Source organism: Stenotrophomonas koreensis (assembly GCF_001431525.1).
GTDB lineage: Bacteria > Pseudomonadota > Gammaproteobacteria > Xanthomonadales > Xanthomonadaceae > Stenotrophomonas > Stenotrophomonas koreensis.
In genome coordinates, this window is record NZ_LDJH01000006.1 from 237,314 (window position 1) to 261,890 (window position 24,577).

Sequence of the window (24,577 nt, forward strand, 5' to 3'; positions counted from 1 at the left end):
AAGCGTGGAGCATGTCAGAAATTCAGGATCAGGTGGCCAGCGGCGATACGGTGGATCAGGCAGTCGCCCTCGGCGGTGCCTACGAGGTACTGCGTCGACGGCTGGGTGAGCAGGGCCAGCAACTGCAGGCCGCGGCCGAGGCGCTCAACCAGCAGCGTCTGGCCGAGTTCGGCGACAGCCGGATGGCGGTGCTGGGGCGCTTCCGCATCCGTTCCGAGAACAACGCCGTTGGCCGCGACGTGGTCCAGGTGGGCAATGACTGCCTGCTGTTCGGCTACAACGTCTATATCGGGCTGAAGAGCCAGACCCGGGTCGAGGATGTGTTCAGCCTGTATCGCCTGGTCCAGGGCGCTGACGGCTATGACGTGACCCCGGTCGATCCGGCCGGCAGCTTCCTGGGCCAGCCGGAATTCGTGCGCGATTTCACCGACCTGTACGCCTACTACAAGCATGCCCGGCTGTTGCAGCTGATCGTGCGCGACGGGCGCCTGCTGGCCGCCTTCCAGATCGGCGAGCGCAGCACCGATGTGCGCGTGTTCCGTTGGTCGCTGGCTCCCGATGGCCGGCTGGAGTACCTGGATTCGCGCGGCGAGCGCGACATCGTGCTGCCGCCCCCCTTTGATTTCGAGTGGACCCGGGCCGGGCGCGAGATGATGGTCAATGGCCGCCATCCGCACCTGAACATCCTGGACACGCTGTTCGTGGAGACCCTGGGCGGGGATCTGACCATCAAGGTGGAGAACAACACCGATACCGGGCAGGGGATCTACAGCGAGCCGGTCGAGGATGCGACCCAGTCGCTGGATGATGCGCAGATCGAATTTGCCCAGCTCGGCACCCTGATCCTGCTGCGCGTACTGCCCTATCGTGAAACCCAGTGGCGCGGGCTGATCTACAACAGGCTCACCGGCCAGGTGCTGCGCAACGATGCCATTGTCCAGGCCTGTGTGCAGCTGCCCGAGGACCATGGTGTGATCTTTCCTGGCGGCTGTTACCTGCAAAGCGGGGAGTACCGCCAGTTCGAGGCCGGCCTGGAGGGGATGCAGTTCAAGCGCTGCATCCGCTCGCCCAATGGCGAGGATGTGCTGTACATCTTCTACGACCGTGAGCAGGGGCGCTCGGCATTGCTGGTCTACAACACCATTGCCCGCAGCCTGCAGAACCCGGTCATCGGCCATGGTTATGCCCTGCTGGCCGATGGCCGGCTGGTGCTGTTCCATGCCGAAGGGGATGCGCCGACCCGGATCCATCCGATGCAGGTCTGGCAGACGCCTTTCTACAGTGACGAGCATGCCGCCAGCCGCCCGGCCAGCAACACCTTCCTGGGGGCAATCGGCAACGCCGAGCTGGTGCGTGGCATTTCCAACCTGCTGTCGGTGGCGCGCAGCATTGCCAGTCCGGAAGTGTCGCTGCCGCGCTACCAGCGGCTGGTGGCCCAGGCGCGCAGCCTGTTTGACAGCCATCACTGGCTGGACAGCCCGCACTGCGGGGACATGTCCAAGCTGCTGCATGCCATCAGCAGCACCGGCGAAGCGGTACTGGACGAGTTCGAGAAGGTCCAGTCCATCGCCGCGCAATCTGCCCAGGGCATGGCCCAGGCCGGGCACGACCATCGTGCCCTGATGGCACGGCTGCAGCCGGAGAACTGGCAGCAGGTCGATGAATTCGTCCAGGCGCTCACCGCGATCGGCCAGCAGCGCGGCCAGCTGCTGGCCACCCGTGAGTTGCGCTACATCGATACCGCGGCCATCGATGCCATGCTCGCTGCCCTGCAGCAGGCCGGCGAGCAGGTCGGGGCGGCAACGGGACGCTTTCTGGCCAGCGACAGCGCCCTGCAGCCGTTCAACCAGCGCCTGCAGCAGCTGGATGCGGCCGCACAGGCAGCAGACAGTGCGCGCGAGATCGCCGAGCAGCTGGCGCAGATGCAGGCGATGGCCGCTGACCTGGACATGCTGGGCGAGTTGATGGCCAGCCTGCATATCGACGATGCCAGCCTCCACACCCGGGTGGTGGAATCGATCTCGGCCCTGTATGCCCGCCTGAACCAGGCACGCGCGCGTGCCGAGCAGCGCCGGCGCAGTGCCGGCAGTGCGGAGAACATCGCCCGGTTTTCTGCCCAGTTCGCGCTGCTGGAGCAGGCGATGGCCAGTGCGCTGGTCCAGGCCACCGATCCGGAAAGGGCCGACGAGCAGCTCTCGCGCCTGCTGGTGCAGCTGGAGGAGCTGGAAGGCCGGTTTGGCGAGCATGAGCAGTTCCTGGCCGATATCGTCGACAAGCGGCAGGAACTGCTGGAGGCATTTGACAGCCACAAGCAGTCCTTGCTGGACCAGCGACAGCGCAAGGCGCGTGCCGTGCTGGAGGCGGCCGACCGGTTGCTGGAGGGCCTGCCACGCCGCGCCGAGCGCTTCGAGCATGCCGAAGCGCTGCATGCCTTCTTTGCCGGCGACCCGCTGGTGCTCAAGCTGCATGAACTGAGCGAGCGCCTGCGCCAGTACCACGACAACGTCAAGGCCGACGACATCCAGGCCCGGCTCAAGGCCATTGCCGACCAGGCCGTGCGTGCGCTGCGTGACCGCAGCGAGCTGTACGAGGCCGGCGGCAATGTCATCAAGCTGGGGCCGCGCCACCGTTTCAGCGTCAACAGCCAGGCGCTGGATCTGACCCTGGTCCCGCACGGGCAGCAGCTGGCCGTGCATCTGACTGGCACCGATTACCTGCAGGTCATCCAGGACCCGGAGCTGGAGCAGGGGCGTGCCTATTGGCAGCTGAGTCTGGATTCGGAGTCGCCGGTGCTGTACCGCGGTGAGTATCTGGCCGGCAGCATCTGGTTGGCGGCACGTGCCGGCAGCGACGGCCTGGACATGCCCCGGCTGCAGCAGGCGGCCGCTGATCCGGCGCAACTGCAGCAGCTGGTGCGCGATTTTGCCGCGCCGCGTTACCGTCAAGGCTATGAACGTGGCATCCATGACCACGATGCGCAGCGGATCCTGCAGGCCCTGCTGCCGCTGCAGCAGGGAGCCGGGGTGTTGATCCATCCGCCGTCCATCCGCGCCCTGGCCGTGCAGTTCTGGGCCAGCCAGGCCGGGGCTGCCGAGGTGGCCGACTGGGCGCAACGCAAGGCCGGGGCCGATGTGCTGCAGCGCCTGTTTGCCGATGACAGTGCCCAGCGTCTGCTCGAACAGGAGATCAGTGCGTGCATCGAGGCCCATGGGCACAGCGCCGGGCTGGCATGGCAACCGCAGCAGTGCGCACAGGCAGCGGCGTACCTGGCCGAAGAGCTGGCTGCCGGCCAGCCGGTGTTTGCTTTCAGTTGCCAGGCACGCAGCCTGCTGGAACAGCTGCGCAGCCAGTTGCAGGCCGCCGGCGAACATCCACGCTTTGAACAGCTGCTGGCTGCCGCCAGCAGCGAGTCGGCGCGTTGGACCTTGGTTGCCCAATGGCTGGCCGCGTTGTGCCGGCAACCCCAGCTACAGGCCCTTGAACGCCATGTCGAGGAGGCGGCCGCACTGCTGCTGCATGGTCCGGCGCTGCATCACCGGATCAGCGAGGCCGGCCTGTCGCTGACCGTCAGCGGCTTGCTCGGTGAACACCCGCGCATCGTCGACGGCAACCTGGACGTGGCCCTGGATGATTTCCTGGCGCGCATGCAGCAGCATTTGCAGCAGTTCCAGCCCGGCTTTGCCGCCTACCAGCAGGTGCGCAACCGGATCATCCAGCGCGAGCGCGAACAGCTGCGGCTGGAGGAATTCAAGCCGCGCCCGTTGTCTTCGTTTGTCCGCAACAGGCTGATCAACGAGGTCTACCTCGGCCTGATCGGCGACAACCTGGCCAAGCAGATGGGCACCCTGGGCCAGGGCAAGCGCAGTGACCTGATGGGCCTGCTGATGCTGATCAGCCCGCCCGGCTACGGCAAGACCACGCTGATGGAGTACGTGGCCAGCCGCCTGGGCCTGGTTTTCATGAAGATCAACGGCCCCTCGCTTGGCCACCAGGTCACCTCGCTGGACCCGGCCCAGGCGCCCGATGCCACCGCGCGCCAGGAACTGGAAAAGATCAACCTGGCATTGGAAATGGGCAGCAACACCATGCTGTATGTCGATGACATCCAGCACACCCATCCGGAATTCCTGCAGAAGTTCATCTCGCTGTGCGATGGCACCCGCCGGATCGAGGGCGTCTGGCGCGGGCGCAGCCGCACCTATGACCTGCGCGGCAAGAAGTTCTGCGTGGTGATGGCCGGCAACCCGTACACCGAGTCCGGCGAGGTGTTCAAGATCCCGGACATGCTGGCCAACCGTGCCGACATCTACAACCTCGGCGATGTGCTGGGCGGGATGGAAGAGGCGTTCAAACTCAGCTACATCGAAAACAGCCTGACCTCCAACCCGGTGCTGGCACCGCTGGCCACCCGCGACATGGCCGACCTGTACCGGCTGGTGGACATGGCCCAGGGCAGGGAAGTCTCCAGCAACGACCTCGGCCATGGTTACAGCCAGGCCGAGATCAACGAGATCGTCGCCACCCTGCAGCGCCTGCTGCAGGTGCGCGAGGTGGTTTACCGGGTCAACCTGCAGTACATCGCCAGTGCCGCCCAGGATGACCGTTACCGGACCGAGCCGGCCTTCCGCCTGCAGGGCAGCTACCGCAACATGAACAAGCTGGCCGAAAAGGTCTCGCCGGTGATGAACGCGCAGGAGCTGGAGCAACTGCTGGATGACCATTACCAGGGCGAGTCGCAGCTGCTGACCACCGGCGCGGAGGAGAACCTGCTCAAGCTGGCCGAGCTGCGTGGCCGGCTGGAGCCAGCGCAGCAGGCACGCTGGGAGCAGATCAAGCGTGATTTCCTGCGCAACAAGGCCATCGGTGGCGACGATGCCGATGTCGGTGGGCGGATCGTGGCGCAACTGGCCGATATTGCCGCCGGCCTGCAGCACCGCACCGAGCCAGCGACGGCAACGGCAACACCCGCAGCGGCCGCGCCGCCCTGGGATGAATTGCTGCAGGCACTGCAGGCGCTGTCGCCACCGTCGCCCGGTACGCAGCCGCCGGGCAGTGCGGTCAGCGTCGAGCAGCTGTCGCCGTTGCTGCAGGCCCTGCGCGAGAACCAGCTGCAGCAGCTGCAGGCCAGCCGTGCACTGACCGAACTGGCCAGCCGCCTGGGCCAGCATCGTGGTGACGCCGCGCCTGCGCCGGCAGCGACGGCGGCCCCGCGGCCGCGCAATTCCGCCACCCGTCGCATCGACACCGCCCTGAACCAACATTTTTATGGCGAGCTGCCGCCGGAACCGGGCGGGGCGCTGGAATGACCCGGGAGTGTGCCGCGCCCCCGGCCAGTGGCTGGCCGCCGGTCGATCCGCAGGCGCCGGCCTCGGTGATGGCGGCGGCCGGCTATGCGCAGCCCTGGTTGTCGCGGCTGCTGGCGCTGCCGGCGGTGCCGGCCACCTCGGCAGCGGCACTGGCGCTGGTGGTCGAGCTGGAGCATCTGCAGCTGGCCCTGCTGGCCGACGATGCCCGTGCCCACCAGCGCCGGGTGGGCTGGTGGGGGCGACTGCTCGGCCGTGATGTGCAGGCGCAGGCGCAGGCGCAGCAACTGGCTGCCGGCATCGCTGCTGTCATCAGCCGTGCCGACGCCCATGCGCGCCTGCTGGCGACGGACATCCTCGACCAGCAGCAGTGGGCTGACACCCTGGCCCAGGCCGGGCCGGCACTGGAGGGCTGGCTGCAGGCGGCTGGCCAGTTCGAACAGGCTGCAGCGCTGGAACCAGCCATTGTCCAGGCGCTGCAGGCGCGGCGGTTGCACCTGCAGCGGATGGCGTTGATCGCCACCCAGTGGCAACAGCAGTGGTTGCAGCTGGTTGCCGCCGGGCAGCAGCTGCTGCAGCGCTATGCCGCGCTGCGCGATGTGCTGTTGCCGGCATGGCGTCAGCAGGCCGCGCTGCGTGCGCTGGACCCGGAATTGCATGACAAGATCATGGCCGAGCTGGCGCAGATGCGCCGCCGGCTGTCAGTGGCGGCCGAGCCGCCGTCCTCATCCTCGTGACCGCCCCAAGGGAGTTGACCCCGTGACCCAAGACCGCCTTCCCGCTGCTGCCGCCGATACCCTGGATCCTGCGCTGTTGACCCAGCTGGGCCTGGAAAGCGGCGACCTGGTACAGATCCAGCAGCTTGCCCAGGGCCTGGCCGATGCCGGTCCCGGTGGCCTGCACGTGTTTGGCAGTGAAGTGGCTGGGAAGAGTGCCGCGTTTTCCGCCCAGCTGCTGGATCAGGTGCGCAACCGCGACCTGGAAGCCTCCGGCGAGAAGCTCGGCGAGGTGGTGCGCATCGCGCGCACGCTCAAGCTTGATGCGGTGGGCCAGCGTTCGCGGCTGCCGGTGATCGGTGGCCTGATCGACCGCATGCGCGCCAGTCGTGGTGAATTGATGCAGAAATTCAGCGACAGCAATGCCCAGATCGAGCAGCTGATGGCCGATGTCGGCGTGCAGCAGGCGGCACAGTCGCAGCGGGTGCAGGAGTTTGACCGCATGCACGCGATGGTGCGCCAGGAGCGGCACGCGCTGGGCCTGCATGTGGCCGCCGGCAAGCTGCAGCTGGCCCGCATGGAGGCCGAACTGGCCCAGCTCGCCGGCCAGGAGGATCCGCTGTCGCGCACGCGCCGCAACGAGCTGGACCATGCCGTGCGCCTGCTCGACAAGCGCATCGGCGACCTGCTGGTGATGCAGCACGCGGCCGAGCAGTCATTGCCGATGATCCGCATGATCCAGGCCAATGCGATCCAGCTGATCGAGAAGTTCAACGCGGTACGCGACATCACCATCCCCTCATGGAAGCGCCAGTTCGCCATCCAGCTCTCGCTGCAGGAGCAGAAAAACGCGGTGGCACTGTCCAATGCGATCGACGATGCCAGCAATGAGCTGATGCGCCGCAATGCCGACCTGATGCGTCAGACCTCGGTGGATACAGCGCGTGCCAACCAGCGCGCGGTGATCGATCTGGCCACGCTGCGGCATGCCCATGAGCAAATGATCGCCACGGTGGAGGAGGTGCGCAGCATCCATCGCGAAGGCATGGCCCAGCGCCAGCAGGCCGAGCAGGATCTGCTGCGGATGCGTGAGGATATGCAGCAGCGCCTGGCGCAGATCACCCGCCAGGGCTGAACGGGCTCAGCGGGCGAGCTGGCGCCGCAGCCAGGCAATCAGCCGGTCCAGGCGCGGGTCGCCATGGTTGTGGCGCGTGCACAGTGCCCATTGCCCGCCGGTGGCGGCAAAACCCCAGGGCGCGAGCAGGCGCCCGCTGGCCACATCGTCGGCCACCAGTGGTTCGGGTGCGATTGCGACCCCCAGCCCGGCCACGGCTGCTTCCAGCAGGTAATACAGGTGGGCAAAGCCGGCGCCGAGCTGCATCTGTGTGCTGGCCAGCTGCTGGCTGGCCAGCCAGCTCGGCCAGGCCTGCGGGCGCGAGGTGGTATGCAGCACCGGTTGGGCCAGTACCGCCGACGGCGCAGCCAGGCGCAGCGTTGCGGCGCCTGGCAGCTGCGGGCTGAAGACCGGGCCGATGCGCTCCTCTGCCAGTGCATGCGCCTGCCAGTTGGCAGGCCACGGTGGCTGGCCGAGCAGCAGTGCCGCGTCCAGTCCCTCCAGGGCCGGGGCGAGGTCGCCCTCCAGTACCGCCAGATGCACGCGCAGCTCCGGCAGGTCGCTGGCCAGCCGGCCCAGCCGCGGGATCATCCAGCGCGCCAGCACGCTGCCGGAGCAGCCCAGCACCAGCGGGCCATCGTCAGGTCGCCGCTGCAGGGCCTGCCAGCTCTGGCGCAGCTGGTTGAACGCGGTGGTGGCGGCCTGCTGCAGCTGTTGCCCGGCCGGCGTCGGGCTGAGCCGGCGCCCGGTTTTTTCCAGCAGGGGCTGGCCCAGTGCCTGCTCCAGTACCTGCAACTGGCGGCTGACCGCGCCATGGGTGACATGCAGTTCGGCGGCGGCGGCGCTCACGCTGCCCAGGCGGACCGTGGCTTCGAAGGCGCGTAATGCAGTCAGAGGCGGCAAAGGTTGCGTCATTGTGTGAGTTTAACTCACGGGTCAAGCATAAAAGTCGCTTGTCCATGCGGGCTCAGGATCGCTAATGTGAGCCCATTGAAACAATCACGTTGCAGGTGACACATGGCCGCTGGGCATATTGCAGATTTCCATACCTATCCCGATGCCAACGGTCATTTCGGCCCGTACGGCGGCAGCTTCGTCGCCGAGACCCTGATCGGGCCGCTGCAGGAGCTGGCCGCCGCCTATGACGCGGCGCGGGTGGACCCCGGTTTCCAGCAGGCCTATGACAAGGACCTGGCCCACTACGTCGGCCGGCCGAGCCCGATCTATCACGCGCAGCGGCTCAGCCGCGAGGTCGGTGGTGCGCAGATCCTGCTCAAGCGCGAGGACCTGAACCACACCGGCGCGCACAAGATCAACAACACCATCGGCCAGGCGCTGCTGGCCGCGCGGATGGGGAAGAAGCGGATCATCGCCGAGACCGGTGCCGGCCAGCACGGCGTGGCCTCGGCCACCGTGGCCGCCCGTCTGGGCCTGGAGTGCGTGGTCTACATGGGCGCCACCGACATCGAGCGCCAGAAGATCAACGTTTACCGGATGAAGCTGCTCGGCGCCACCGTGGTGCCGGTGACCAGCGGTTCGGCCACGCTCAAGGACGCACTCAACGAGGCGATGCGCGACTGGGTCACCAACATCGCCGACACCTTCTACATCATCGGTACCGTCGCCGGCCCGGACCCGTATCCGCGGATGGTGCGTGACTTCAATGCGATTGTCGGGCGTGAGGCGCGCGAGCAGATGCTGGCCGAGTACGGCCGCCTGCCCGATGCGATCACCGCCTGCGTCGGTGGCGGCTCCAACGCCATCGGCCTGTTCCATGCCTTCCTCAACGACCCGGGCGTGGCCATTTATGGTGCCGAGGCTGCCGGTGACGGCATCCACACCGGCCGCCATGCCGCCTCGATCAGTGCCGGCCGCCCGGGCGTGCTGCACGGCAACCGCACCTATGTATTGTGCGATGACGATGGCCAGATCACCGAGACCCACTCGATCTCCGCCGGCCTGGACTACCCGGGAGTCGGCCCCGAGCATGCCTTCCTGGCCGACAGCGGCCGCGCCACGTACGTCGGCATCACCGATACCGAGGCGATGGAGGCCTTCCACCGCCTGACCCGGGTCGAGGGCATCCTGCCGGCGCTGGAGTCCAGCCATGCGGTGGCCCAGGCGATCAAGCTCGCCCGCGAGCTGTCGCCGGACAAGCTCGTGCTGTGCAACCTGTCCGGCCGTGGCGACAAGGACGTGCATACCATTGCTGCGCGGGAAGGGGTTCAGGTCTGATGCCAGCCGCACTTGCGTCCCTGTTGCTGGCCCTGGGCGGGGTTGCCGCGCCAGCCCAAACCTTCGATTGCGTGGCCGGGCTGTGCATCGGCCAGCCGTTCGACCTGGCCGCGGCCAGGGATGACTGGCAGGTGGAGGACTGGCCCGATCCGGACCAATGCACCCAGGTGTCCGGTGGCCACCTGCCTGCTGGCGTCGGCATGATGCTGCAGGATGGACGCATCGCGCGCTTCGAGATCGGCCTGTCCGACCCTGGCGATGCCGCACCCGAAGCACCGTTCGGCCTGCGTCGCGGCATGTCGCTGACCGAAGCGGGGATACGACTGCCCGACGAAGGGGTTGAGGTGGACATGCACAAGTATTCCTGGCCGCCCGGTCTTTACCTCGACTGGCTCGATGCCGCGCACGACCGCGCGCTGCGCGTCGAACTGCCGGGTGCGGAGGTCGAGGTGATCCTCTGGGGCCGCGTCGAGGCGGTCCAGCTCAGCGAGGGCTGCGTGTGACCGCCTGCCTGCCTGTCTTGCCCTTTCTCCGGATAGATTCCCCATGAGCCGCATTGATGCCTGTTTCGCCCGCCTGAAGGCCTCCGGCCGCAAGGCCCTGATTCCCTTCATCACCGCCGGTGATCCATCGCTGGAGGCCACGGTGCCGGTGATGCACGCACTGGTCGCCGCCGGCGCCGACGTGATCGAGCTCGGCGTGCCGTTTTCCGACCCGATGGCCGATGGCCCGACCATCCAGCGCGCCTCCGAGCGCGCGCTGGCCCGTGGTGCCGGCATGCGCTTCGTGCTGGAAGCGGTGGCGCAGTTCCGGCAGACCGATGCCACCACCCCGGTGGTGCTGATGGGCTACCTCAACCCGGTGGAGATCCGTGGTGCCGAAGGCTTTGCCGCCGCCGCGGCCGAAGCCGGGGTCGATGGTGTGCTGCTGGTGGACCTGCCGCCGGAAGAAGCCGATGAGCTGCGCGCGGCGTTTGCCGCCCGCCAGCTGGCGCTGGTGCTGCTGGCGTCGCCGACCACCCCGCAGGCACGCATCCAGCGCCTGTGCCGGGATGCGGCCGGGTATCTGTACTACGTCAGTTTCAATGGCGTGACCGGCGCCAACCAGCTGCTGGATATCGGTGCGGCCAGTGGGCGCCTGCGGCAACTGCGGCAGGCCTCGCCGGTGCCGGTGGTGGCCGGTTTCGGCATCAACGATGCCGCCAGCGCGGCGGCGATGGCCGTTGACGCTGACGGCGTGGTGGTGGGCAGTGCGTTGGTGGCTGCGCTGGCAACCGCGGCCGACCCGGCTGCGGCGGCTGGTGCGTTCCTGGCGCCGCTGCGCAAGGCGCTGGACGCCCTGTGACCCCTGGCGCGCCCTGCCGGTCATGGCTGGCAGGGCGTGTGGTGTCAGGCCAGACATCGTGCCGTGTGCACGGTGTCGAAAGTTCAACTCCATACGGATGGGTCTACACCGGTACGCTGCGCTAGACTGTGCCGGTTGCGGCCCTGGCCGCTTTGAACGGAAACCTGCTCCCGTATGAGTTGGCTCAGCAAGTTGATGCCCGCTGGCATCCGTACCGATACCGCTCCGGCGAAGAAACACAACATGCCCGAAGGGGTGTGGGACAAGTGCAGCAGCTGCAATGAGGCGCTGTACCGTCCGGAGCTGGAAGAGAACCTGATGGTCTGCCCCAAGTGCGGGCACCACATGGCCATCCGTGCCCGTGCCCGTCTGGCTGCCCTGTTTGACCCTGCCAGCACGCAGGAGATCGGTGCCCGCCTGGCGCCGGTGGATGTGCTCAGGTTCAAGGACTCCAAGCGCTATGCCGAGCGCATCAAGTCCACCCAGAAGGCGACCGGCGAATACGATGCCCTGGTCGCGCTGCGCGGCACCCTGAAGGGCCGGCCGCTGGTCGCCTCGGCCTTCGATTTCGCCTACATGGGCGGGTCGATGGGCTCGGTGGTGGGTGAGCGCTTCGCGCTGGCGGCAGAAACCGCGCTGGAAGTGGGCTGTCCCTTCGTCAACTTCTCCGCCTCCGGCGGCGCGCGCATGCAGGAGGGCCTGTTGTCGCTGATGCAGATGGCCAAGACCTCGGCCGCACTGGCCAAGCTGCGTGAAGCCGGGCTGCCCTATATTTCGGTTCTGACCCACCCGACCACCGGTGGCGTGTCGGCCTCGTTTGCGATGCTGGGCGATATCAACATCGCCGAGCCGTATGCACTGATCGGCTTTGCCGGCCCGCGGGTGATCGAGCAGACCGTGCGCGAGACCCTGCCCGAAGGTTTCCAGCGCTCGGAGTTCCTGCTCGAGCATGGCGCCATCGACCAGATCTGCGACCGCCGCCAGCTGCGTGACCGGCTGGCCGATCTGACGGCCCTGCTGATGAATCAGCCGGCCCATGCCGACCAGGATGTTGCTTGATGTCTGAACGTCGCTATTTTGGTACCGATGGCATCCGTGGCCGGGTTGGCCACGGCGTGATCACCGCAGAATTCGTGCTGCGCCTGGGCAATGCCCTGGGGCGGGTGCTTTCGGCCGAGGGCCGCCGGCGGCCGGTGGTGGTGATCGGCAAGGACACCCGGATTTCCGGTTACATGTTCGAATCGGCACTGGAGGCGGGACTGGTGGCCGCCGGTGCCGATGTGCAGCTGCTCGGGCCGATGCCGACGCCGGCCATTGCGTTTCTGGCCCGCACCCTGGGCGCCGATGCCGGGGTGGTGATCAGTGCCTCGCACAACCCGTATTTTGACAATGGCATCAAGTTCTTTTCCGCCCTGGGCGAAAAGCTTGATGACGCCACCGAGGCGGCCATCGAGGCGGCCATCGACCAGCCGTTGCTGACCGTGGATTCGGACCGGCTGGGCAAGGCGCGGCGCTCGGTGGAGGCGGTCGGCCGTTATGTCGAGTTCTGCAAGGCCAGCGTGGCGCGCGGGTTTGACCTGCGCGGCATGAAGATCGTGCTCGATTGCGCCCACGGGGCGACCTACCAGATCGCACCGCTGCTGTTTGCCGAGCTGGGTGCACAGGTCAGTGTGATCGGGGCCGCGCCCAATGGCCTGAACATCAATGACGGTGTCGGTTCGACCCATCCGCAGGCGCTGCAGCAGGCCGTGCTGGAACAGGGCGCGGACCTGGGCATCGCCTTCGACGGCGACGGCGACCGCGTGCTGATGGTCGATGACCAGGGCGCACTGGTTGACGGTGACGGGCTGCTCTACGTGCTGGCCCGGGCCTGGCAGGCCAATGGGCGTCTGCGCGGCCCGGTGGTGGGCACCCTGATGACCAACTACGGTCTGGAGCAGGCCCTGGCCGGGTTGGGCCTGGCCTTCGTACGTGCCAATGTCGGCGACCGCCATGTCCACAAGGCCCTGGTCGAGGGGGCTGGCATCCTCGGTGGCGAGGCCTCCGGGCACCTGCTGTGCCTGGATCGCGCCAGCACCGGCGATGCGATCATCAGCGCCCTGCAGGTGCTGGAAGTGCTGCGCAGCCAGGCGCTGACCCTGCGCCAGGCCTTGCAGGGGCTGGTCATGGTGCCGCAGGTCACCGAAAACGTGCGCCTGTCGGGCAACGCCAGGGCGGTGGTGGCTGCGCCGGGCGTGGTCCAGGCATTGGCACAGGCGCAGGCGGCCGTGGCCGGGCGGGGGCGGGCGTTCCTGCGTCCATCCGGTACCGAGCCAGTGGTGCGGGTGACCGTCGAGGCCGACAACGACCAGCTGGTGCGCCAGACCCTGGACGGCCTGGCTGCAGCGGTGCGCATGGCCGCGGCCTGAGTGCGCGGGGCAGGGCCGGCTGCATCCGTAGCAGCCGGTCCGCTTAGCCTGCCGGATTGAAAAATGCAATGACTTCAGTCGGGCCAGGTTGGGTTGGAAAAGCGCATAATCGCTGCCCGCCAACCACCCGGCGCTCGAGCGCCCGTGCCCTGCAGGCACGCAAACCATGAGTTCATCATGACCGCACGTATCCCGACCCTGGATATCACCCGTTACGACACCGACCGCGACGCGTTCGTGGCCGAACTGGGCGCTGCCTACCGCCAGTGGGGCTTTGCCGGCATCAGCAACCATGGCATCAGCCAGGAACTGATCGACAACGCCTACGCCGCTTTCCGCAAGTTCTATGCACTGCCGGAAGAGACCAAGAAGAAGTACCACCTGGCTGGCCAGGGCGGTGCGCGCGGCTATACCCCGTTCGGTATCGAGACCGCCAAGGACTCCAAGCACTTCGACCTGAAGGAGTTCTTCCACATCGGTCGTGAGATTGCTGACGATTCGAAGTATCGCGACGTGATGCCGCCGAACGTGTGGCCGGAGGAGGTGCCGGAGTTCAAGCAGTACGGCCTGGCCCTGTACAACGCCCTGGATGCGCTGGGTGCGCGCGTGCTGGCAGCGCTGGCCCTGCACATCGGCCTGCCGGAAGACTTCTTTGTCGACAAGGTCGATGTCGGCAACTCGATCCTGCGCCCGATCCACTACCCGCCGATCACCACCGAGGACATCCCCAACGTGCGTGCCGGCGCCCACGGCGACATCAATTTCATCACCCTGCTGGTCGGGGCATCCACTGCCGGGCTGGAAGTGCGCTCGCACGACGGTGAGTGGGTGCCGTTCACCTCTCAGGGCGACACCATCGTGGTCAACATCGGCGACATGCTGCAGCGCCTGACCAATCATGTGTACCCATCCACGATCCACCGGGTGGTCAACCCGGCCGGTGATGCGGCACGCCAGCCGCGCTATTCGGTGCCTTTCTTCCTGCATCCGAACCCGGACTTCCTGATCAAGACCCTTCCGGGCTGCATCAGTGCCGAGAACCCGGACCGCTATCCGCAAGCCATCACCGCCCACGGCTTCCTGGAAGAGCGTCTGCGGGAAATCAAGCTCAAGTAAGTGTTTGTTGGCTTGCAGTGCTGATGTTGGCGCCACCGGTTTTCCGGTGGCGTTTTCATGTCGATATGCGGCAGGCGCGAATGGATCGGCTATCCTTGCGCGCCTGAATCACCGAGGAGTGGCCTGATGCGTCGCAAGATTGTTGCCGGTAACTGGAAGCTGCATGGCAGCCGGGATTTCGCCACCAGCCTGGTGGGGAAGGTGGCGGCCGCACTGCCGCTGGATGGGGTGGAAGTGGTGATCCTGCCGCCGCTGCCTTACCTGGGCGACCTGGTCGAGGATTTCCAGCACACCACGCTGGCCTTCGGTGCGCAGGATGTCAGCAGCAACCAGGAAGGGGCCTACACCGGCGAGGTGTCGGCAAAAATGCTGGTGGATGTGGGGGCGCGTTTTGGCCTGGTCGGTCATTCCGAGCGCCGTCAGTACCATCACGAATCCAGCGAGCATGTTGCGCGCAAGTTCCTTGCTGCCGTCAATGCCGGGCTGCGGCCGATCCTGTGTGTGGGTGAATCGCTGCAGCAGCGCGAAGCCGGTCTGACCGAGGATGTGATCGCCTCGCAGCTGCGGCCGGTGCTGGACCTGGTCAGTGCTGCGGCCTTCGAGGGCGCGGTGGTGGCCTATGAGCCGGTATGGGCGATCGGCACCGGACGCACCGCCAGCCCCGCCCAGGCCCAGGCCGTACATGCCTTCATTCGTGGCGAAGTGGCGCGCTACGATGCTAGAATTGCCGACTCCCTGCCGATCCTGTATGGCGGTAGCGTCAAGCCTGACAATGCTTCCGAGCTGTTTTCGCAGCCGGATGTCGATGGTGGGCTGGTCGGCGGTGCTTCGCTGGTGGCGGCAGATTTCATTGCCATTGCCAGTGCAGTCACCCGCTAAGTTTTCGATACACCTTCCGCGGACTCAAAGCCCATGTTGATGATTGTCCTGAATGTGATCTATGTGCTCGTCGCCATTGCGATGATCGCGCTGATCTTGCTCCAGCGTGGCTCCGGTGCCGCGGCGGGTTCCGGCTTCGGTGCAGGCGCCTCCGGCACTGTTTTTGGCGCGCGTGGTGCGGCCAACTTCATGTCCAAGTCCACCAAGTGGCTGGGCGTGGCCTTTTTTGCCATCAGCATGTTCATGGCCTGGTACGCCACCCATGGCGGCCGCATCGAGGGGACTGACCTCGGGGTGATGTCGCAGGTGCCGGTGGCCGAGGTGCAGACGGCGCCGGTGCCGGCGGCTCCGGCGGCTGTCCCGGTGGCCCCGGCTGCAGTGGAGCCGGCGGCTGTGCCGGCTCAGGCGGAAACGTCGGTTCCGGGTGAAGAAACTGCCGAAAAGCCCGCACAAAACAACTGAAGGCGGTTACAATAGCCGCTGCACCGATCTTCATGGTGCAGGCATTGCCCAGGTGGCGGAATTGGTAGACGCACTACCTTGAGGTGGTAGCGACGCAAGTCGTAGGGGTTCGAGTCCCCTCTTGGGCACCAATACTTCAGAAGTACATTCGGAGCATGCGGACCTGCAGCCTGTCTGCTCCGTCATTTCCCATGCCAAAGCGCCGTTCGGCGTCGTAGGCAGAGGCAAGAGAGAATCGCTGTGCTGGCCGAATATTTGCCGTCTCTGCTGTTTCTGATCATCGCTACCGGCATCGGCATCACGCTGATGGCGGTCAGTCGTTTTCTTGCGCCGCGTAATCCTGATGCCCAGATGTTGTCGCCCTATGAGTGCGGCTTTGAGGCATTTGAAAACGCACGCATGAAGTTCGACGTGCGCTATTACCTGATCGCGATCCAGTTCATCGTCTTCGACCTGGAAATCATCTTCATCGTGCCGTGGACCCAGGTCTTTATGGATCTGGGTGCCCGTGGTCTGGTGACGATGGGCCTGTTCGTGGGCATGCTGTTTCTCGGTTTCATTTATGTGTGGAAGAAGGGAGCGCTGGAATGGGAGTGATACAGACTCTCGATGGCTTGATGCATAACCCGGTCCCGCTGGGACAGGTCGATGACATCCTGCGCCCCGAAGGCGAGAACCCGCTGCTGGAAAAGGGCTACGTCACCACCAGTGTCGATGCCCTGTTGAACTGGGCACGTACCGGTTCGATGTGGCCGATGACCTTCGGCCTGGCCTGCTGCGCGGTGGAAATGATGCACTGCGGTGCAGCGCGCCTGGACCTTGACCGCTATGGCGTGGTGTTCCGCCCGTCGCCGCGTCAGTCTGACGTGATGATCGTGGCCGGCACCCTGGTCAACAAGATGGCCCCGGCGCTGCGCAAGGTCTATGACCAGATGCCCAACCCGAAATGGGTGATCTCGATGGGCAGCTGCGCCAACGGCGGTGGCTATTACCACTATTCGTATTCGGTCGTTCGCGGTTGTGACCGTGTGGTGCCGGTGGATGTCTATGTGCCGGGTTGTCCGCCGACCGCCGAAGCGCTGGTCTACGGCATCCTGCAGCTGCAAAAGAAGATTCGCCGCGAACACACGATCGCGCGTTGACCTGTCCACCTTACAAGAGCACGCCAAGCCCCATGGCACAGCAAGCCTCCCCCTTCATCGACCGACTTGCAGCGCGTTTCGCCGGCGCGCAGGTCACTGTGGTTGAACCGCGTGGCGAAGTGACCCTGGATGTGCCGGTGGCCGATTGGCTGTCCACCTGCCAGGCGTTGCGCGATGAGCTGGGTTTTGAACAGCTGATCGACCTGTGTGGCGTTGACTACATGGGCTATGGCGACGATGAGTGGGACACTTCGGACGTTTCCTCTTCCGGTTTCAGCCGCGGCGTTGAAGGTCGCGGTGTCGGTCGTTTCGGCTGGGGGCAGGGCCCGCAGCGTGAAACCGCCGACGGTCCGCAGCCGATGGTCATGCCGAGCCGGCGTTTTGCGGTGGTGGCGCAGTTGCGCTCGCTGCAGCACAACCTGATCCTGGCCGTACGCACCTTTGCTCCGGACGATGGCCTGCCGGTGGTTGCCTCGCTGTGCGCTGTCTGGCCGGGCGTGAACTGGTTCGAGCGTGAAGCCTTCGACCTGTACGGCATCCTGTTCGAGGGTCATCCGGACCTGCGCCGGATCCTGACCGACTACGGCTTTGTCGGCCACCCGTTCCGCAAGGACTTCCCGCTGATCGGCAACGTCGAAGTGCGTTACGACGAAGAGAAGCAGCGCGTGGTCTACGAGCCGGTGACGTCGGTCGAGCCGCGTGTCGGTGTGCCGCGCGTTCTGCGTGATGATGCCCGTTTTGCCACCGCTGCCGGTGAGCGTGCCCAGCAGGAGGCAGCCAAGTGAGTGATATTGCCCAGGCTTCCCGCGCCTTTGCCAGCAATGCCGGCGAAGACCGTCAGGAAATCCAGAACTACACGATGAACTTCGGTCCGCAGCACCCGTCCGCGCACGGCGTGCTCCGTCTGATCCTCGAGATGGACGGTGAGACCATCATGCGCGCCGATCCGCATATCGGCCTGCTGCATCGTGGTACCGAAAAGCTGGCCGAATCCAAGCCGTTCAACCAGTCCATCGGTTACATGGACCGGCTGGATTACTGCTCGATGATGTGCAACGAGCACGCCTACGTGCGCGCGATCGAGAACCTGATGGGGATCGAGGCGCCGGTGCGTGCGCAGTACATCCGCACCATGTTCGACGAAATCACCCGCATCCTGAACCACCTGATGAACATCGGTACCGGTGCGCTGGACCTGGGTGCGATGGCGGTGATGCTGTACGCCTTCCGTGAGCGCGAGGAGCTGATGGACTGCTACGAGGCGGTCTCCGGTGCGCGCATGCATGCGGCGTACTACCGCCCGGGCGGTGTCTATCGTGACCTGCCCGATGCGATGCCAAAGTACAAGGAGTCGCGCTGGCACAAGGGCGCCGCACTGAAGAAGCTCAATGCTGCGCGCGAAGGCTCGATGCTGGATTTCCTGGAGAATTTCACCCAGGAATTCCCGGGCCGCGTCGACGAATACGAGACCCTGCTCACCGACAACCGCATCTGGAAGCAGCGTACCGTCGGCATCGGTGTGGTTGATCCGGAACTGGCCAAGGCCTGGGGCATGACCGGCGTGATGCTGCGTGGCTCGGGTATCGAGTGGGACCTGCGCAAGAAGCGTCCGTACGCTGCCTACGCTGACATGGACTTTGACATCCCGGTCGGCGTCCAGGGTGACTGCTACGACCGTTACCTGTGCCGCGTGGCTGAAATGCGCCAGTCCAACCGGATCATTGCCCAGTGCGTGAAGTGGCTCAAGGCCAACCCAGGTCCGGTGATCGTGGACAACTTCAAGGTCGCCCCGCCCAAGCGCACCGCGATGAAGGACGACATGGAAGCGCTGATCCATCACTTCAAGCTTTTCAGTGAAGGCTACAGCGTCCCGGCCGGTGAAACCTATGCAGCGGTGGAAGCGCCCAAGGGCGAGTTTGGCTGCTACCTGATCAGCGATGGCGCCAACAAGCCCTTCCGCGTGCACCTGCGTGCGCCGGGCTTTGCCCATCTGTCCTCGATTGATTCCTGCGTCCGTGGGCACATGCTCGCCGACGTGGTCGCCATGATCGGTACCTACGATCTGGTGTTCGGCGAGGTAGACCGGTGATCACGGTCGAAATGAACCTGCTGGCCGGCGCTTGCGCCGGCCTGGCTATTGGATTTGTTGATTTTGCATCTGAGGTCGGCTGATGAAGGCGACAGGAAATTTCGAGGCGGCGCGCGACGTCGACCCGATGGTGGTGTTGAGCGACAAGACTCGCGCGCACATTGATCACTGGCTGAGCAAGTTCCCGCCGGACCGCAAGCGTTCGGCGGTGCTGCAGGGGCTGCATGCTGCCCAGGAGCAGAACAACGGCTTTCTGACCGACGAGCTGATCGCCGGCGTGGCCAAGTACCTGGACCTGCCGCCGGTATGGGCCTACGAGGTCGCCAGCTTCTACTCGATGTACGAGCTGGAGCCGGTGGGCCGTCACAACGTGGCGATCTGCAACAACATCAGCTGCTGGCTCAACGGCGCTGACGAGCTGATCGCGCATGCCGAGAAGAAGCTCGGCTGCAAGGTCGGGCAGAGTACCGCTGATGGCCGCATCTACCTCAAGCGCGAGGAAGAATGCCTGGCCGGTTGTGCCGGTGCGCCGATGATGGTCATCAATGGCCATTACCACGAGCGTCTGACCAAGCAGAAGGTCGACGAATTGCTGGACGGTCTGGAGTAAGCGCCATGGCAAACCATCAATCCAACGGGCCGGTCGGCCCGGCGCCGCAGCCGCACAACGTGGTCTACACCACGCTGCATTACGACACCCCGTGGTCGTATGAGAACTACCTCAAGACCGGTGGTTACCAGGCGCTGCGCAAGATCCTGACCGAAAAGATTCCGCCGGCTGACATCATCGAGATGGTCAAGCAGTCCGGCCTGCGTGGTCGTGGCGGTGCCGGCTTCCCGACCGGCCTGAAGTGGTCCTTCATGCCCAAGGGCGATGTGCAGAAGTACATCCTGTGCAACTCGGACGAATCCGAGCCGGGTACCTGCAAGGACCGCGACATCCTGCGTTACAACCCGCATGCGGTGATCGAAGGCATGGCCATTGCCTGCTATGCCACCGGCTCCACCGCCGGTTACAACTACATGCGTGGCGAGTTCCACCACGAGCCGTTCGAGCATTTCGAGCAGGCGCTGGCCGATGCCCGTGCCAACGGCCTGATCGGCAAGAACGTGCTCGGCTCGGGCGTGGACATAGAGATCCACGGCGCGCTTGGCGCCGGCGCCTACATCTGCGGTGAGGAAACCGCGCTGATGGAGTCGCTGGAGGGCAAGAAGGGGCAGCCGCGCTACAAGCCGCCGTTCCCGGCCAACTTCGGCCTGTACGGCAAGCCGACCACGATCAACAACACCGAGACCTATGCCTCGGTGCCGGCGATCGTGCGCAACGGCGCCGACTGGTTCAAGGGCCTGTCCAAGACCAACAACGGCGGCCCGAAGTGCTTCTCAGTGTCCGGCTGCGTGCAGAAGGGCGGCAATTTCGAAGTGCCGCTTGGCACCACCTTCAACGAACTGCTGGAAATGGCCGGCGGCCTGAAGCCGGGTCGCAAGCTCAAGGGTGCCATCCCCGGCGGTGTATCGATGCCGGTGCTGACCGCCGCCGAGCTGGACAACCTGCCGATGGACTACGACACCATCCGTGCGCTGGGCTCGGGCCTGGGTTCGGGCGCGATCGTGGTGCTGGATGACAGCGTCTGCTGCGTCAAGTTTGCCCGTCGCATCAGCCAGTTCTTCCACAAGGAATCCTGTGGCCAGTGCACCCCGTGCCGCGAAGGCACCGGCTGGATGCACCGCACGTTGCAGCGCATCGTCGATGGCAAGGCCACGATGGAGGACCTGCACCAGCTCAAGACGGTAGCCGGCCAGATCGAAGGCCACACCATTTGCGCGTTCGGCGAAGCGGCGGCATGGCCCATCCAGGGGTTCCTGCGCCAGTTCTGGGACGAATTTGAGTATTACATCGTCAACGGTCATTCGATGGTTGACGGCAAGAACGCGGAGGCTGCTGTCGCATGAGCGCGCAACCGGTAAACACGAACGTGCCACCGGATCACGTGACCATCGAAATCGATGGTCGCGCCTTGGTTGTACCCAAGGGGTCGATGATCATCCATGCCGCCGACAAGGCCGGCATTCCGATCCCACGCTTCTGCTACCACGAGAAGCTGTCCATCGCTGCCAGCTGCCGCATGTGCCTGGTCGATGTGGAAAAGTCGCCCAAGCCGTCGCCGGCGTGTGCGACCCCGGTGATGGACGGCATGAAGGTCCATACCCGTTCGGACAAGGCGCTGAAGTTCCAGCGTTCGGTGATGGAATTCCTGCTGATCAACCACCCGCTGGATTGCCCGATCTGTGACCAGGGCGGCGAGTGCGAGCTGCAGGACCTGTCGATGGGCTACGGCCGCAGCATCAGCCGCTTCAACGAGCGCAAGCGCGTGGTTGCCGACGAGGACCTCGGGCCGCTGGTCGCTACCGAGATGACCCGCTGCATCCAGTGCACCCGTTGCGTGCGCTTTACCGACGAGATCGCCGGCACCCAGGAGCTGGGCGGGATGTACCGCGGTGAAAACCTGCAGATCGGCACCTATGACGGCAAGCCGCTGACCACCGAGCTGTCGGGCAACGTGATCGATGTCTGCCCGGTGGGCGCGCTGACCAACAAGGTGTTCCAGTTCAAGGCCCGCCCTTGGGAGCTGTCTGCGCACCAGTCGCTGGGCTATCACGACGCGCTGGGTTCGAACCTGCTGCTGCACGTGCGCCGCGGCGAAGTGCTGCGCACCGTGCCGCGTGAAAACGCCCAGGTCAACGACTGCTGGTTGTCCGACCGCGACCGTTATTCGCACCAGGGCCTGTACAGCGCCGATCGTGCCGACGTGCCGATGAAGAAGGTCAACGGCCACTGGAGCCCGGTCAGCTGGGCCGAGGCATTGAGCGAGGCGGCCCGGATCCTGTCGGCCAACAAGGGCGATGATCTCGGCCTGCTGGTGCACCCGGCCACCTCCAACGAGGAAGGCGCGCTGCTGGCACGCCTGGCCAAGGGCCTGGGTTCGAGCAATATCGACCACCGCATCAACCAGCGTGACTTCTCCGATGCCGCCACTGCTGCCGTCTTCGGCATGCCGGTTGCCGAGATCGAGAAGGCCGCCCAGATCGTGGTGTTCGGCAGCCACCTGCGCCATGAGCTGCCGCTGCTCAATGCACGCCTGCGCAAGGCCCAGGTTGACAACGGTGCCAAGGTCCACGCCATCAATCCGGTGGACTTCGACTTCACCTTTGGCTTGGCCAGCAAGCAGATCGTGCCGCCGTCACAGATGGCCGCTGCATTGAATGACCAAGGCCTGCGTGCTGCCGTGGCTGCGGCCAACGGCAATGCGCTGATCCTTGTCGGCGCCATCGCCGAGAACCATCCGCAGGCTGCCGTGCTGCGTCGCGCCGCTGCCGAGTTTGCCGCGGCCACCGGTGCACGCCTGTGCCGGATTCCGCAGGGTGCCAATGCCGTGGGCCTGTCCCACTACGGCGTGCTGCCGGCGGGCAAGGATGTCTCGGCCATGCTGGCCGCACCGCGCAAGGCCTATGTGCTGTATGGCATCGAGCCTGGCCTGGATTTTGCCGACAGCGCCACGGCGCGCAAGGCCCTGGCCGGTGCCCAGGTGGTGGCTTTCAGCCAGTACGCCTGCACCTCGACCCGTGATCTGGCCGACCTGATCCTGCCGATTGGTGCTTTGCCGGAAATCGAAGCAACCCTGACCAACCTGGATGGCCTGCAGCAGCGCACCAGCGCTGGCGGCAAGCTCCCGGGTGAGGCGCGCGAAGGCTGGCGTGTGCTGCGCGCACTCGGTGGTGAGCTGGCCCTGGCTGGCTTTGAATTCACCGACCTGGCCGGGCTGCGCGACAGCCTGGTCACCGAATCAGTGACGGTTGCCGCTTCGCCGGCTGCCACGCTGCAGGACGAGGGCCAGGAAGTGGTCGCAACCGCCGGCATCTATCGCGGTGACGCGGTTGTGCGTCGTGCGGCGGCACTGCAGGCGCACCCGCTCAACGTCGGGCCGCAGATGGCGGTCAATCCCGCTGATGCTGCCCGTCTGGGTCTGGTTGCAGGTCAAATGGCCAAGGTCGGTACCGATGCCGGCCGGGCGACCCTGCAGGTGGTTGTGGACGCCCGCGTCGCCGCGGGTGCGGTCTGGATTGAATCGGGCCACGGCGCAACCGCGCCGCTGGGTGCCGCTCGGGTGACGGTGGTGGCTGCATGAACGAGTTGCTGTTGAACCATGTTGCTGACCCGTTGGGTCAGTGGTTCGCCGGTCTGGGTGACCTGGGCGTGCTGGTCTGGACCGTGCTGAAGATCCTGCTGATTGCCGTGCCGGTGATCACCGCAGTGGCCTTCTACGTGCTCTGGGAGCGCAAGTTGATCGGCTGGATGCATGTCCGTCATGGGCCGATGTATGTCGGTGGCGGCATCCTGCAGACCTTTGCCGACGTCTTCAAGCTGCTGTTCAAGGAGCTGGTCGAGCCGGCCAACGCGCACAAGGCGATGTTCATCATCGCCCCGCTGCTGACCCTGGCGCCGTCGTTTGCAGCCTGGTCGGTGATCCCGTTTGACGGCCAGTTGGTGTTGTCCAATGCCAACGTCGGCCTGCTGTACCTGCTGGCGATGACCTCGCTGGGTGTGTACGGCGTGATCCTGGCCGGCTGGGCATCCAACTCCAAGTATGCGTTCCTGGGTGCCATGCGCTCGGCCGCGCAGGTGGTCAGCTACGAGATCTCGATGGGCTTTGCCCTGGTCGGTGTGATGATCGCCGCCGGTTCACTGAACCTGACGGCCATCGTCGAGGCCCAGAGTGGCAATGCCGGCCTGTTCGAGTGGTACTGGCTGCCGTTGCTGCCGATGTTCATCATTTACTGGGTTTCCGGTGTTGCCGAAACCAACCGCGCCCCGTTCGACGTGGTCGAAGGTGAATCGGAAATCGTCGCCGGCCACATGGTGGAATATTCCGGCGGTGCCTTTGCGCTGTTCTTCCTGGCCGAATACGCCAACATGATCCTGATCAGCTTCCTGATCGCGATCTTCTTCATGGGCGGCTGGTTGAGCCCGATCCAGGGCCTGGTCTCGGCTGATATCTCGCCGTGGATCAACTGGATCTGGAACGGCGGCTGGCCGTGGTTGTTCCTGAAGGTGTTCTTCTTCGCCAGTTCCTTCATCTGGTTCCGCGCCAGCTTCCCGCGCTTCCGCTATGACCAGATCATGCGTCTGGGCTGGAAGGTCTTCATTCCGCTGAGCATTGTGTGGATTGCGGTGACCGCGTTGATGGTGTTTTTCGGTGTGATTGAAAAGGGCGTCTGAGGATGAATCAGGTAACTCATTACTTCAAAAGCCTGTTGCTGCTGGAGCTCCTCGGCGGCCTGTGGCTGACGCTGAAGTACACCTTCAAGCCGAAGTACACGCTGATGTACCCGATGGAAAAGTTCCCGCAGTCGCCGCGGTTCCGCGGCCTGCATGCACTGCGCCGCTACCCCAACGGGGAAGAGCGCTGCATTGCCTGCAAGCTGTGCGAGGCGGTCTGCCCGGCGCTGGCCATCACCATTGATTCGGCCAAGCGCGAAGACGGCACCCGCCGTACCACCCGCTACGAAATCGATCTGTTCAAGTGCATTTTCTGTGGTTTCTGTGAGGAGTCCTGCCCGGTCGATTCGATCGTGGAGACCCACATCATGGAATACCACTTCGAAAAGCGTGGCCAGAACATCCTCACCAAGTCCAAGCTGCTGGCTATCGGCGATCGTTTCGAGAACGAAATCGCCGAACGCCGTGCCGCTGACGCTGCTTACCGTTGA

Annotated in this window: 21 protein-coding genes and 1 tRNA gene; 21 read left to right on the forward strand and 1 reads right to left on the reverse strand. The window is 65.3% G+C overall.

Features of this window, described 5'->3' with window-relative positions:
* Positions 1–11: 11 nt before the first annotated feature.
* The 3 genes from ABB25_RS03585 to ABB25_RS03595 are packed head-to-tail and all read left to right on the forward strand — an operon-like array spanning position 12 to position 7,154.
* Complete coding sequence (locus ABB25_RS03585) at positions 12–5,306, forward strand: DNA repair ATPase (protein WP_057663831.1); 5,295 nt, start codon at positions 12–14, stop codon at positions 5,304–5,306.
* Positions 5,303–6,040: a hypothetical protein gene (locus ABB25_RS03590; RefSeq protein ID WP_057663834.1), complete on the forward strand. Its 738-nt coding sequence runs from the start codon at positions 5,303–5,305 to the stop codon at positions 6,038–6,040. The genes ABB25_RS03585 and ABB25_RS03590 overlap by 4 nt, the downstream gene beginning before the upstream one ends.
* A gap of 22 nt (positions 6,041–6,062) precedes the next feature.
* Positions 6,063–7,154 (forward strand): toxic anion resistance protein, encoded by a 1,092-nt coding sequence (locus ABB25_RS03595; RefSeq protein WP_244477742.1) that lies wholly within the window; start codon positions 6,063–6,065, stop codon positions 7,152–7,154.
* 6 nt (positions 7,155–7,160) lie between these two features.
* On the opposite strand, the gene ABB25_RS03600 is transcribed toward ABB25_RS03595, so the two are convergent.
* Complete coding sequence (locus tag ABB25_RS03600; RefSeq protein ID WP_057663837.1) at positions 7,161–8,048, reverse strand: LysR family transcriptional regulator; 888 nt, start codon at positions 8,046–8,048, stop codon at positions 7,161–7,163.
* 102 nt (positions 8,049–8,150) lie between these two features.
* On the opposite strand from ABB25_RS03600, the gene trpB reads away from it, so the two are divergent.
* The 18 genes from trpB (at position 8,151) to nuoI (ending at position 24,577) form a co-directional block, all read left to right on the forward strand.
* Complete coding sequence (gene trpB / locus ABB25_RS03605; protein WP_057663840.1) at positions 8,151–9,368, forward strand: tryptophan synthase subunit beta; 1,218 nt, start codon at positions 8,151–8,153, stop codon at positions 9,366–9,368.
* Positions 9,368–9,871 carry a hypothetical protein gene (locus ABB25_RS03610; RefSeq protein WP_057663844.1) on the forward strand — a complete coding sequence of 168 codons (504 nt, stop codon included), beginning with the start codon at positions 9,368–9,370 and terminating at the stop codon, positions 9,869–9,871. Before trpB ends, ABB25_RS03610 begins: the two co-directional genes overlap by 1 nt.
* A 43-nt stretch (positions 9,872–9,914) precedes the next feature.
* The gene (gene trpA / locus ABB25_RS03615; RefSeq protein ID WP_057663845.1) at positions 9,915–10,712 is read left to right on the forward strand and encodes a tryptophan synthase subunit alpha; all 798 of its coding nucleotides are present in this window, start codon (positions 9,915–9,917) and stop codon (positions 10,710–10,712) included.
* A gap of 174 nt (positions 10,713–10,886) precedes the next feature.
* Entirely contained in the window at positions 10,887–11,771 is an 885-nt protein-coding gene (gene accD / locus ABB25_RS03620; protein ID WP_057663847.1) for an acetyl-CoA carboxylase, carboxyltransferase subunit beta, read from the forward strand.
* Positions 11,771–13,120 carry a phosphoglucosamine mutase gene (glmM, locus tag ABB25_RS03625; RefSeq protein WP_057663851.1) on the forward strand — a complete coding sequence of 450 codons (1,350 nt, stop codon included), beginning with the start codon at positions 11,771–11,773 and terminating at the stop codon, positions 13,118–13,120. Before accD ends, glmM begins: the two co-directional genes overlap by 1 nt.
* A gap of 177 nt (positions 13,121–13,297) precedes the next feature.
* Positions 13,298–14,236, forward strand: a complete 939-nt coding sequence (locus ABB25_RS03630) for an isopenicillin N synthase family dioxygenase (protein WP_057663853.1) — start codon at positions 13,298–13,300, stop codon at positions 14,234–14,236.
* Positions 14,237–14,362: 126 nt separating this feature from the next.
* Entirely contained in the window at positions 14,363–15,115 is a 753-nt protein-coding gene (gene tpiA, locus ABB25_RS03635) for a triose-phosphate isomerase (protein ID WP_057663856.1), read from the forward strand.
* 33 nt (positions 15,116–15,148) lie between these two features.
* Positions 15,149–15,577: a preprotein translocase subunit SecG gene (gene secG, locus ABB25_RS03640; RefSeq protein ID WP_057663859.1), complete on the forward strand. Its 429-nt coding sequence runs from the start codon at positions 15,149–15,151 to the stop codon at positions 15,575–15,577.
* A 46-nt stretch (positions 15,578–15,623) separates the two neighbouring features.
* Positions 15,624–15,708 (forward strand) — tRNA-Leu (locus ABB25_RS03645).
* 109 nt (positions 15,709–15,817) lie between these two features.
* Positions 15,818–16,174: an NADH-quinone oxidoreductase subunit A gene (locus ABB25_RS03650; RefSeq protein ID WP_057663862.1), complete on the forward strand. Its 357-nt coding sequence runs from the start codon at positions 15,818–15,820 to the stop codon at positions 16,172–16,174.
* On the forward strand, positions 16,165–16,719 hold the full coding sequence (locus ABB25_RS03655) for a NuoB/complex I 20 kDa subunit family protein (protein WP_057663864.1): 555 nt from the start codon (positions 16,165–16,167) through the stop codon (positions 16,717–16,719). The genes ABB25_RS03650 and ABB25_RS03655 overlap by 10 nt, the downstream gene beginning before the upstream one ends.
* 32 nt (positions 16,720–16,751) lie before the next feature.
* The gene (locus tag ABB25_RS03660; RefSeq protein WP_057663867.1) at positions 16,752–17,504 is read left to right on the forward strand and encodes an NADH-quinone oxidoreductase subunit C; all 753 of its coding nucleotides are present in this window, start codon (positions 16,752–16,754) and stop codon (positions 17,502–17,504) included.
* On the forward strand, positions 17,501–18,808 hold the full coding sequence (locus ABB25_RS03665) for an NADH-quinone oxidoreductase subunit D (RefSeq protein ID WP_057663870.1): 1,308 nt from the start codon (positions 17,501–17,503) through the stop codon (positions 18,806–18,808). The genes ABB25_RS03660 and ABB25_RS03665 overlap by 4 nt, the downstream gene beginning before the upstream one ends.
* 82 nt (positions 18,809–18,890) lie before the next feature.
* Positions 18,891–19,418, forward strand: coding sequence for an NADH-quinone oxidoreductase subunit NuoE (gene nuoE, locus ABB25_RS03670; RefSeq protein ID WP_057663873.1), 528 nt, complete (start codon positions 18,891–18,893; stop codon positions 19,416–19,418).
* A gap of 5 nt (positions 19,419–19,423) precedes the next feature.
* On the forward strand, positions 19,424–20,761 hold the full coding sequence (nuoF, locus tag ABB25_RS03675; protein WP_057663875.1) for an NADH-quinone oxidoreductase subunit NuoF: 1,338 nt from the start codon (positions 19,424–19,426) through the stop codon (positions 20,759–20,761).
* Positions 20,758–22,995: an NADH-quinone oxidoreductase subunit NuoG gene (gene nuoG, locus ABB25_RS03680; protein ID WP_057663878.1), complete on the forward strand. Its 2,238-nt coding sequence runs from the start codon at positions 20,758–20,760 to the stop codon at positions 22,993–22,995. The genes nuoF and nuoG overlap by 4 nt, the downstream gene beginning before the upstream one ends.
* A complete protein-coding gene (gene nuoH, locus ABB25_RS03685; RefSeq protein WP_057663881.1) occupies positions 22,992–24,086 on the forward strand; it encodes an NADH-quinone oxidoreductase subunit NuoH in 1,095 nt (364 codons plus the stop codon). Before nuoG ends, nuoH begins: the two co-directional genes overlap by 4 nt.
* 2 nt (positions 24,087–24,088) lie before the next feature.
* Positions 24,089–24,577 carry an NADH-quinone oxidoreductase subunit NuoI gene (nuoI, locus tag ABB25_RS03690; RefSeq protein WP_057663886.1) on the forward strand — a complete coding sequence of 163 codons (489 nt, stop codon included), beginning with the start codon at positions 24,089–24,091 and terminating at the stop codon, positions 24,575–24,577.

Bases quoted from the DNA above. Each gene is read 5' to 3' on its own strand.
- trpA (WP_057663845.1), top strand. From the start codon at position 9,915: ATGAGCCGCATTGATGCCTGTTTCGCCCGCCTGAAGGCCTCCGGCCGC.
- secG (WP_057663859.1), top strand. From the start codon at position 15,149: ATGTTGATGATTGTCCTGAATGTGATCTATGTGCTCGTCGCCATTGCG.
- nuoG (WP_057663878.1), top strand. From the start codon at position 20,758: ATGAGCGCGCAACCGGTAAACACGAACGTGCCACCGGATCACGTGACC.
- ABB25_RS03585 (WP_057663831.1), top strand. From the start codon at position 12: ATGTCAGAAATTCAGGATCAGGTGGCCAGCGGCGATACGGTGGATCAG.
- nuoE (WP_057663873.1), top strand. From the start codon at position 18,891: ATGAAGGCGACAGGAAATTTCGAGGCGGCGCGCGACGTCGACCCGATG.
- ABB25_RS03610 (WP_057663844.1), top strand. From the start codon at position 9,368: ATGCCAGCCGCACTTGCGTCCCTGTTGCTGGCCCTGGGCGGGGTTGCC.
- tpiA (WP_057663856.1), top strand. From the start codon at position 14,363: ATGCGTCGCAAGATTGTTGCCGGTAACTGGAAGCTGCATGGCAGCCGG.
- ABB25_RS03660 (WP_057663867.1), top strand. From the start codon at position 16,752: ATGGCACAGCAAGCCTCCCCCTTCATCGACCGACTTGCAGCGCGTTTC.
- nuoF (WP_057663875.1), top strand. From the start codon at position 19,424: ATGGCAAACCATCAATCCAACGGGCCGGTCGGCCCGGCGCCGCAGCCG.
- trpB (WP_057663840.1), top strand. From the start codon at position 8,151: ATGGCCGCTGGGCATATTGCAGATTTCCATACCTATCCCGATGCCAAC.
- nuoI (WP_057663886.1), top strand. From the start codon at position 24,089: ATGAATCAGGTAACTCATTACTTCAAAAGCCTGTTGCTGCTGGAGCTC.
- accD (WP_057663847.1), top strand. From the start codon at position 10,887: ATGAGTTGGCTCAGCAAGTTGATGCCCGCTGGCATCCGTACCGATACC.
- ABB25_RS03655 (WP_057663864.1), top strand. From the start codon at position 16,165: ATGGGAGTGATACAGACTCTCGATGGCTTGATGCATAACCCGGTCCCG.
- nuoH (WP_057663881.1), top strand. From the start codon at position 22,992: ATGAACGAGTTGCTGTTGAACCATGTTGCTGACCCGTTGGGTCAGTGG.
- glmM (WP_057663851.1), top strand. From the start codon at position 11,771: ATGTCTGAACGTCGCTATTTTGGTACCGATGGCATCCGTGGCCGGGTT.
- ABB25_RS03590 (WP_057663834.1), top strand. From the start codon at position 5,303: ATGACCCGGGAGTGTGCCGCGCCCCCGGCCAGTGGCTGGCCGCCGGTC.
- ABB25_RS03630 (WP_057663853.1), top strand. From the start codon at position 13,298: ATGACCGCACGTATCCCGACCCTGGATATCACCCGTTACGACACCGAC.
- ABB25_RS03600 (WP_057663837.1), bottom strand. From the start codon at position 8,048: ATGACGCAACCTTTGCCGCCTCTGACTGCATTACGCGCCTTCGAAGCC.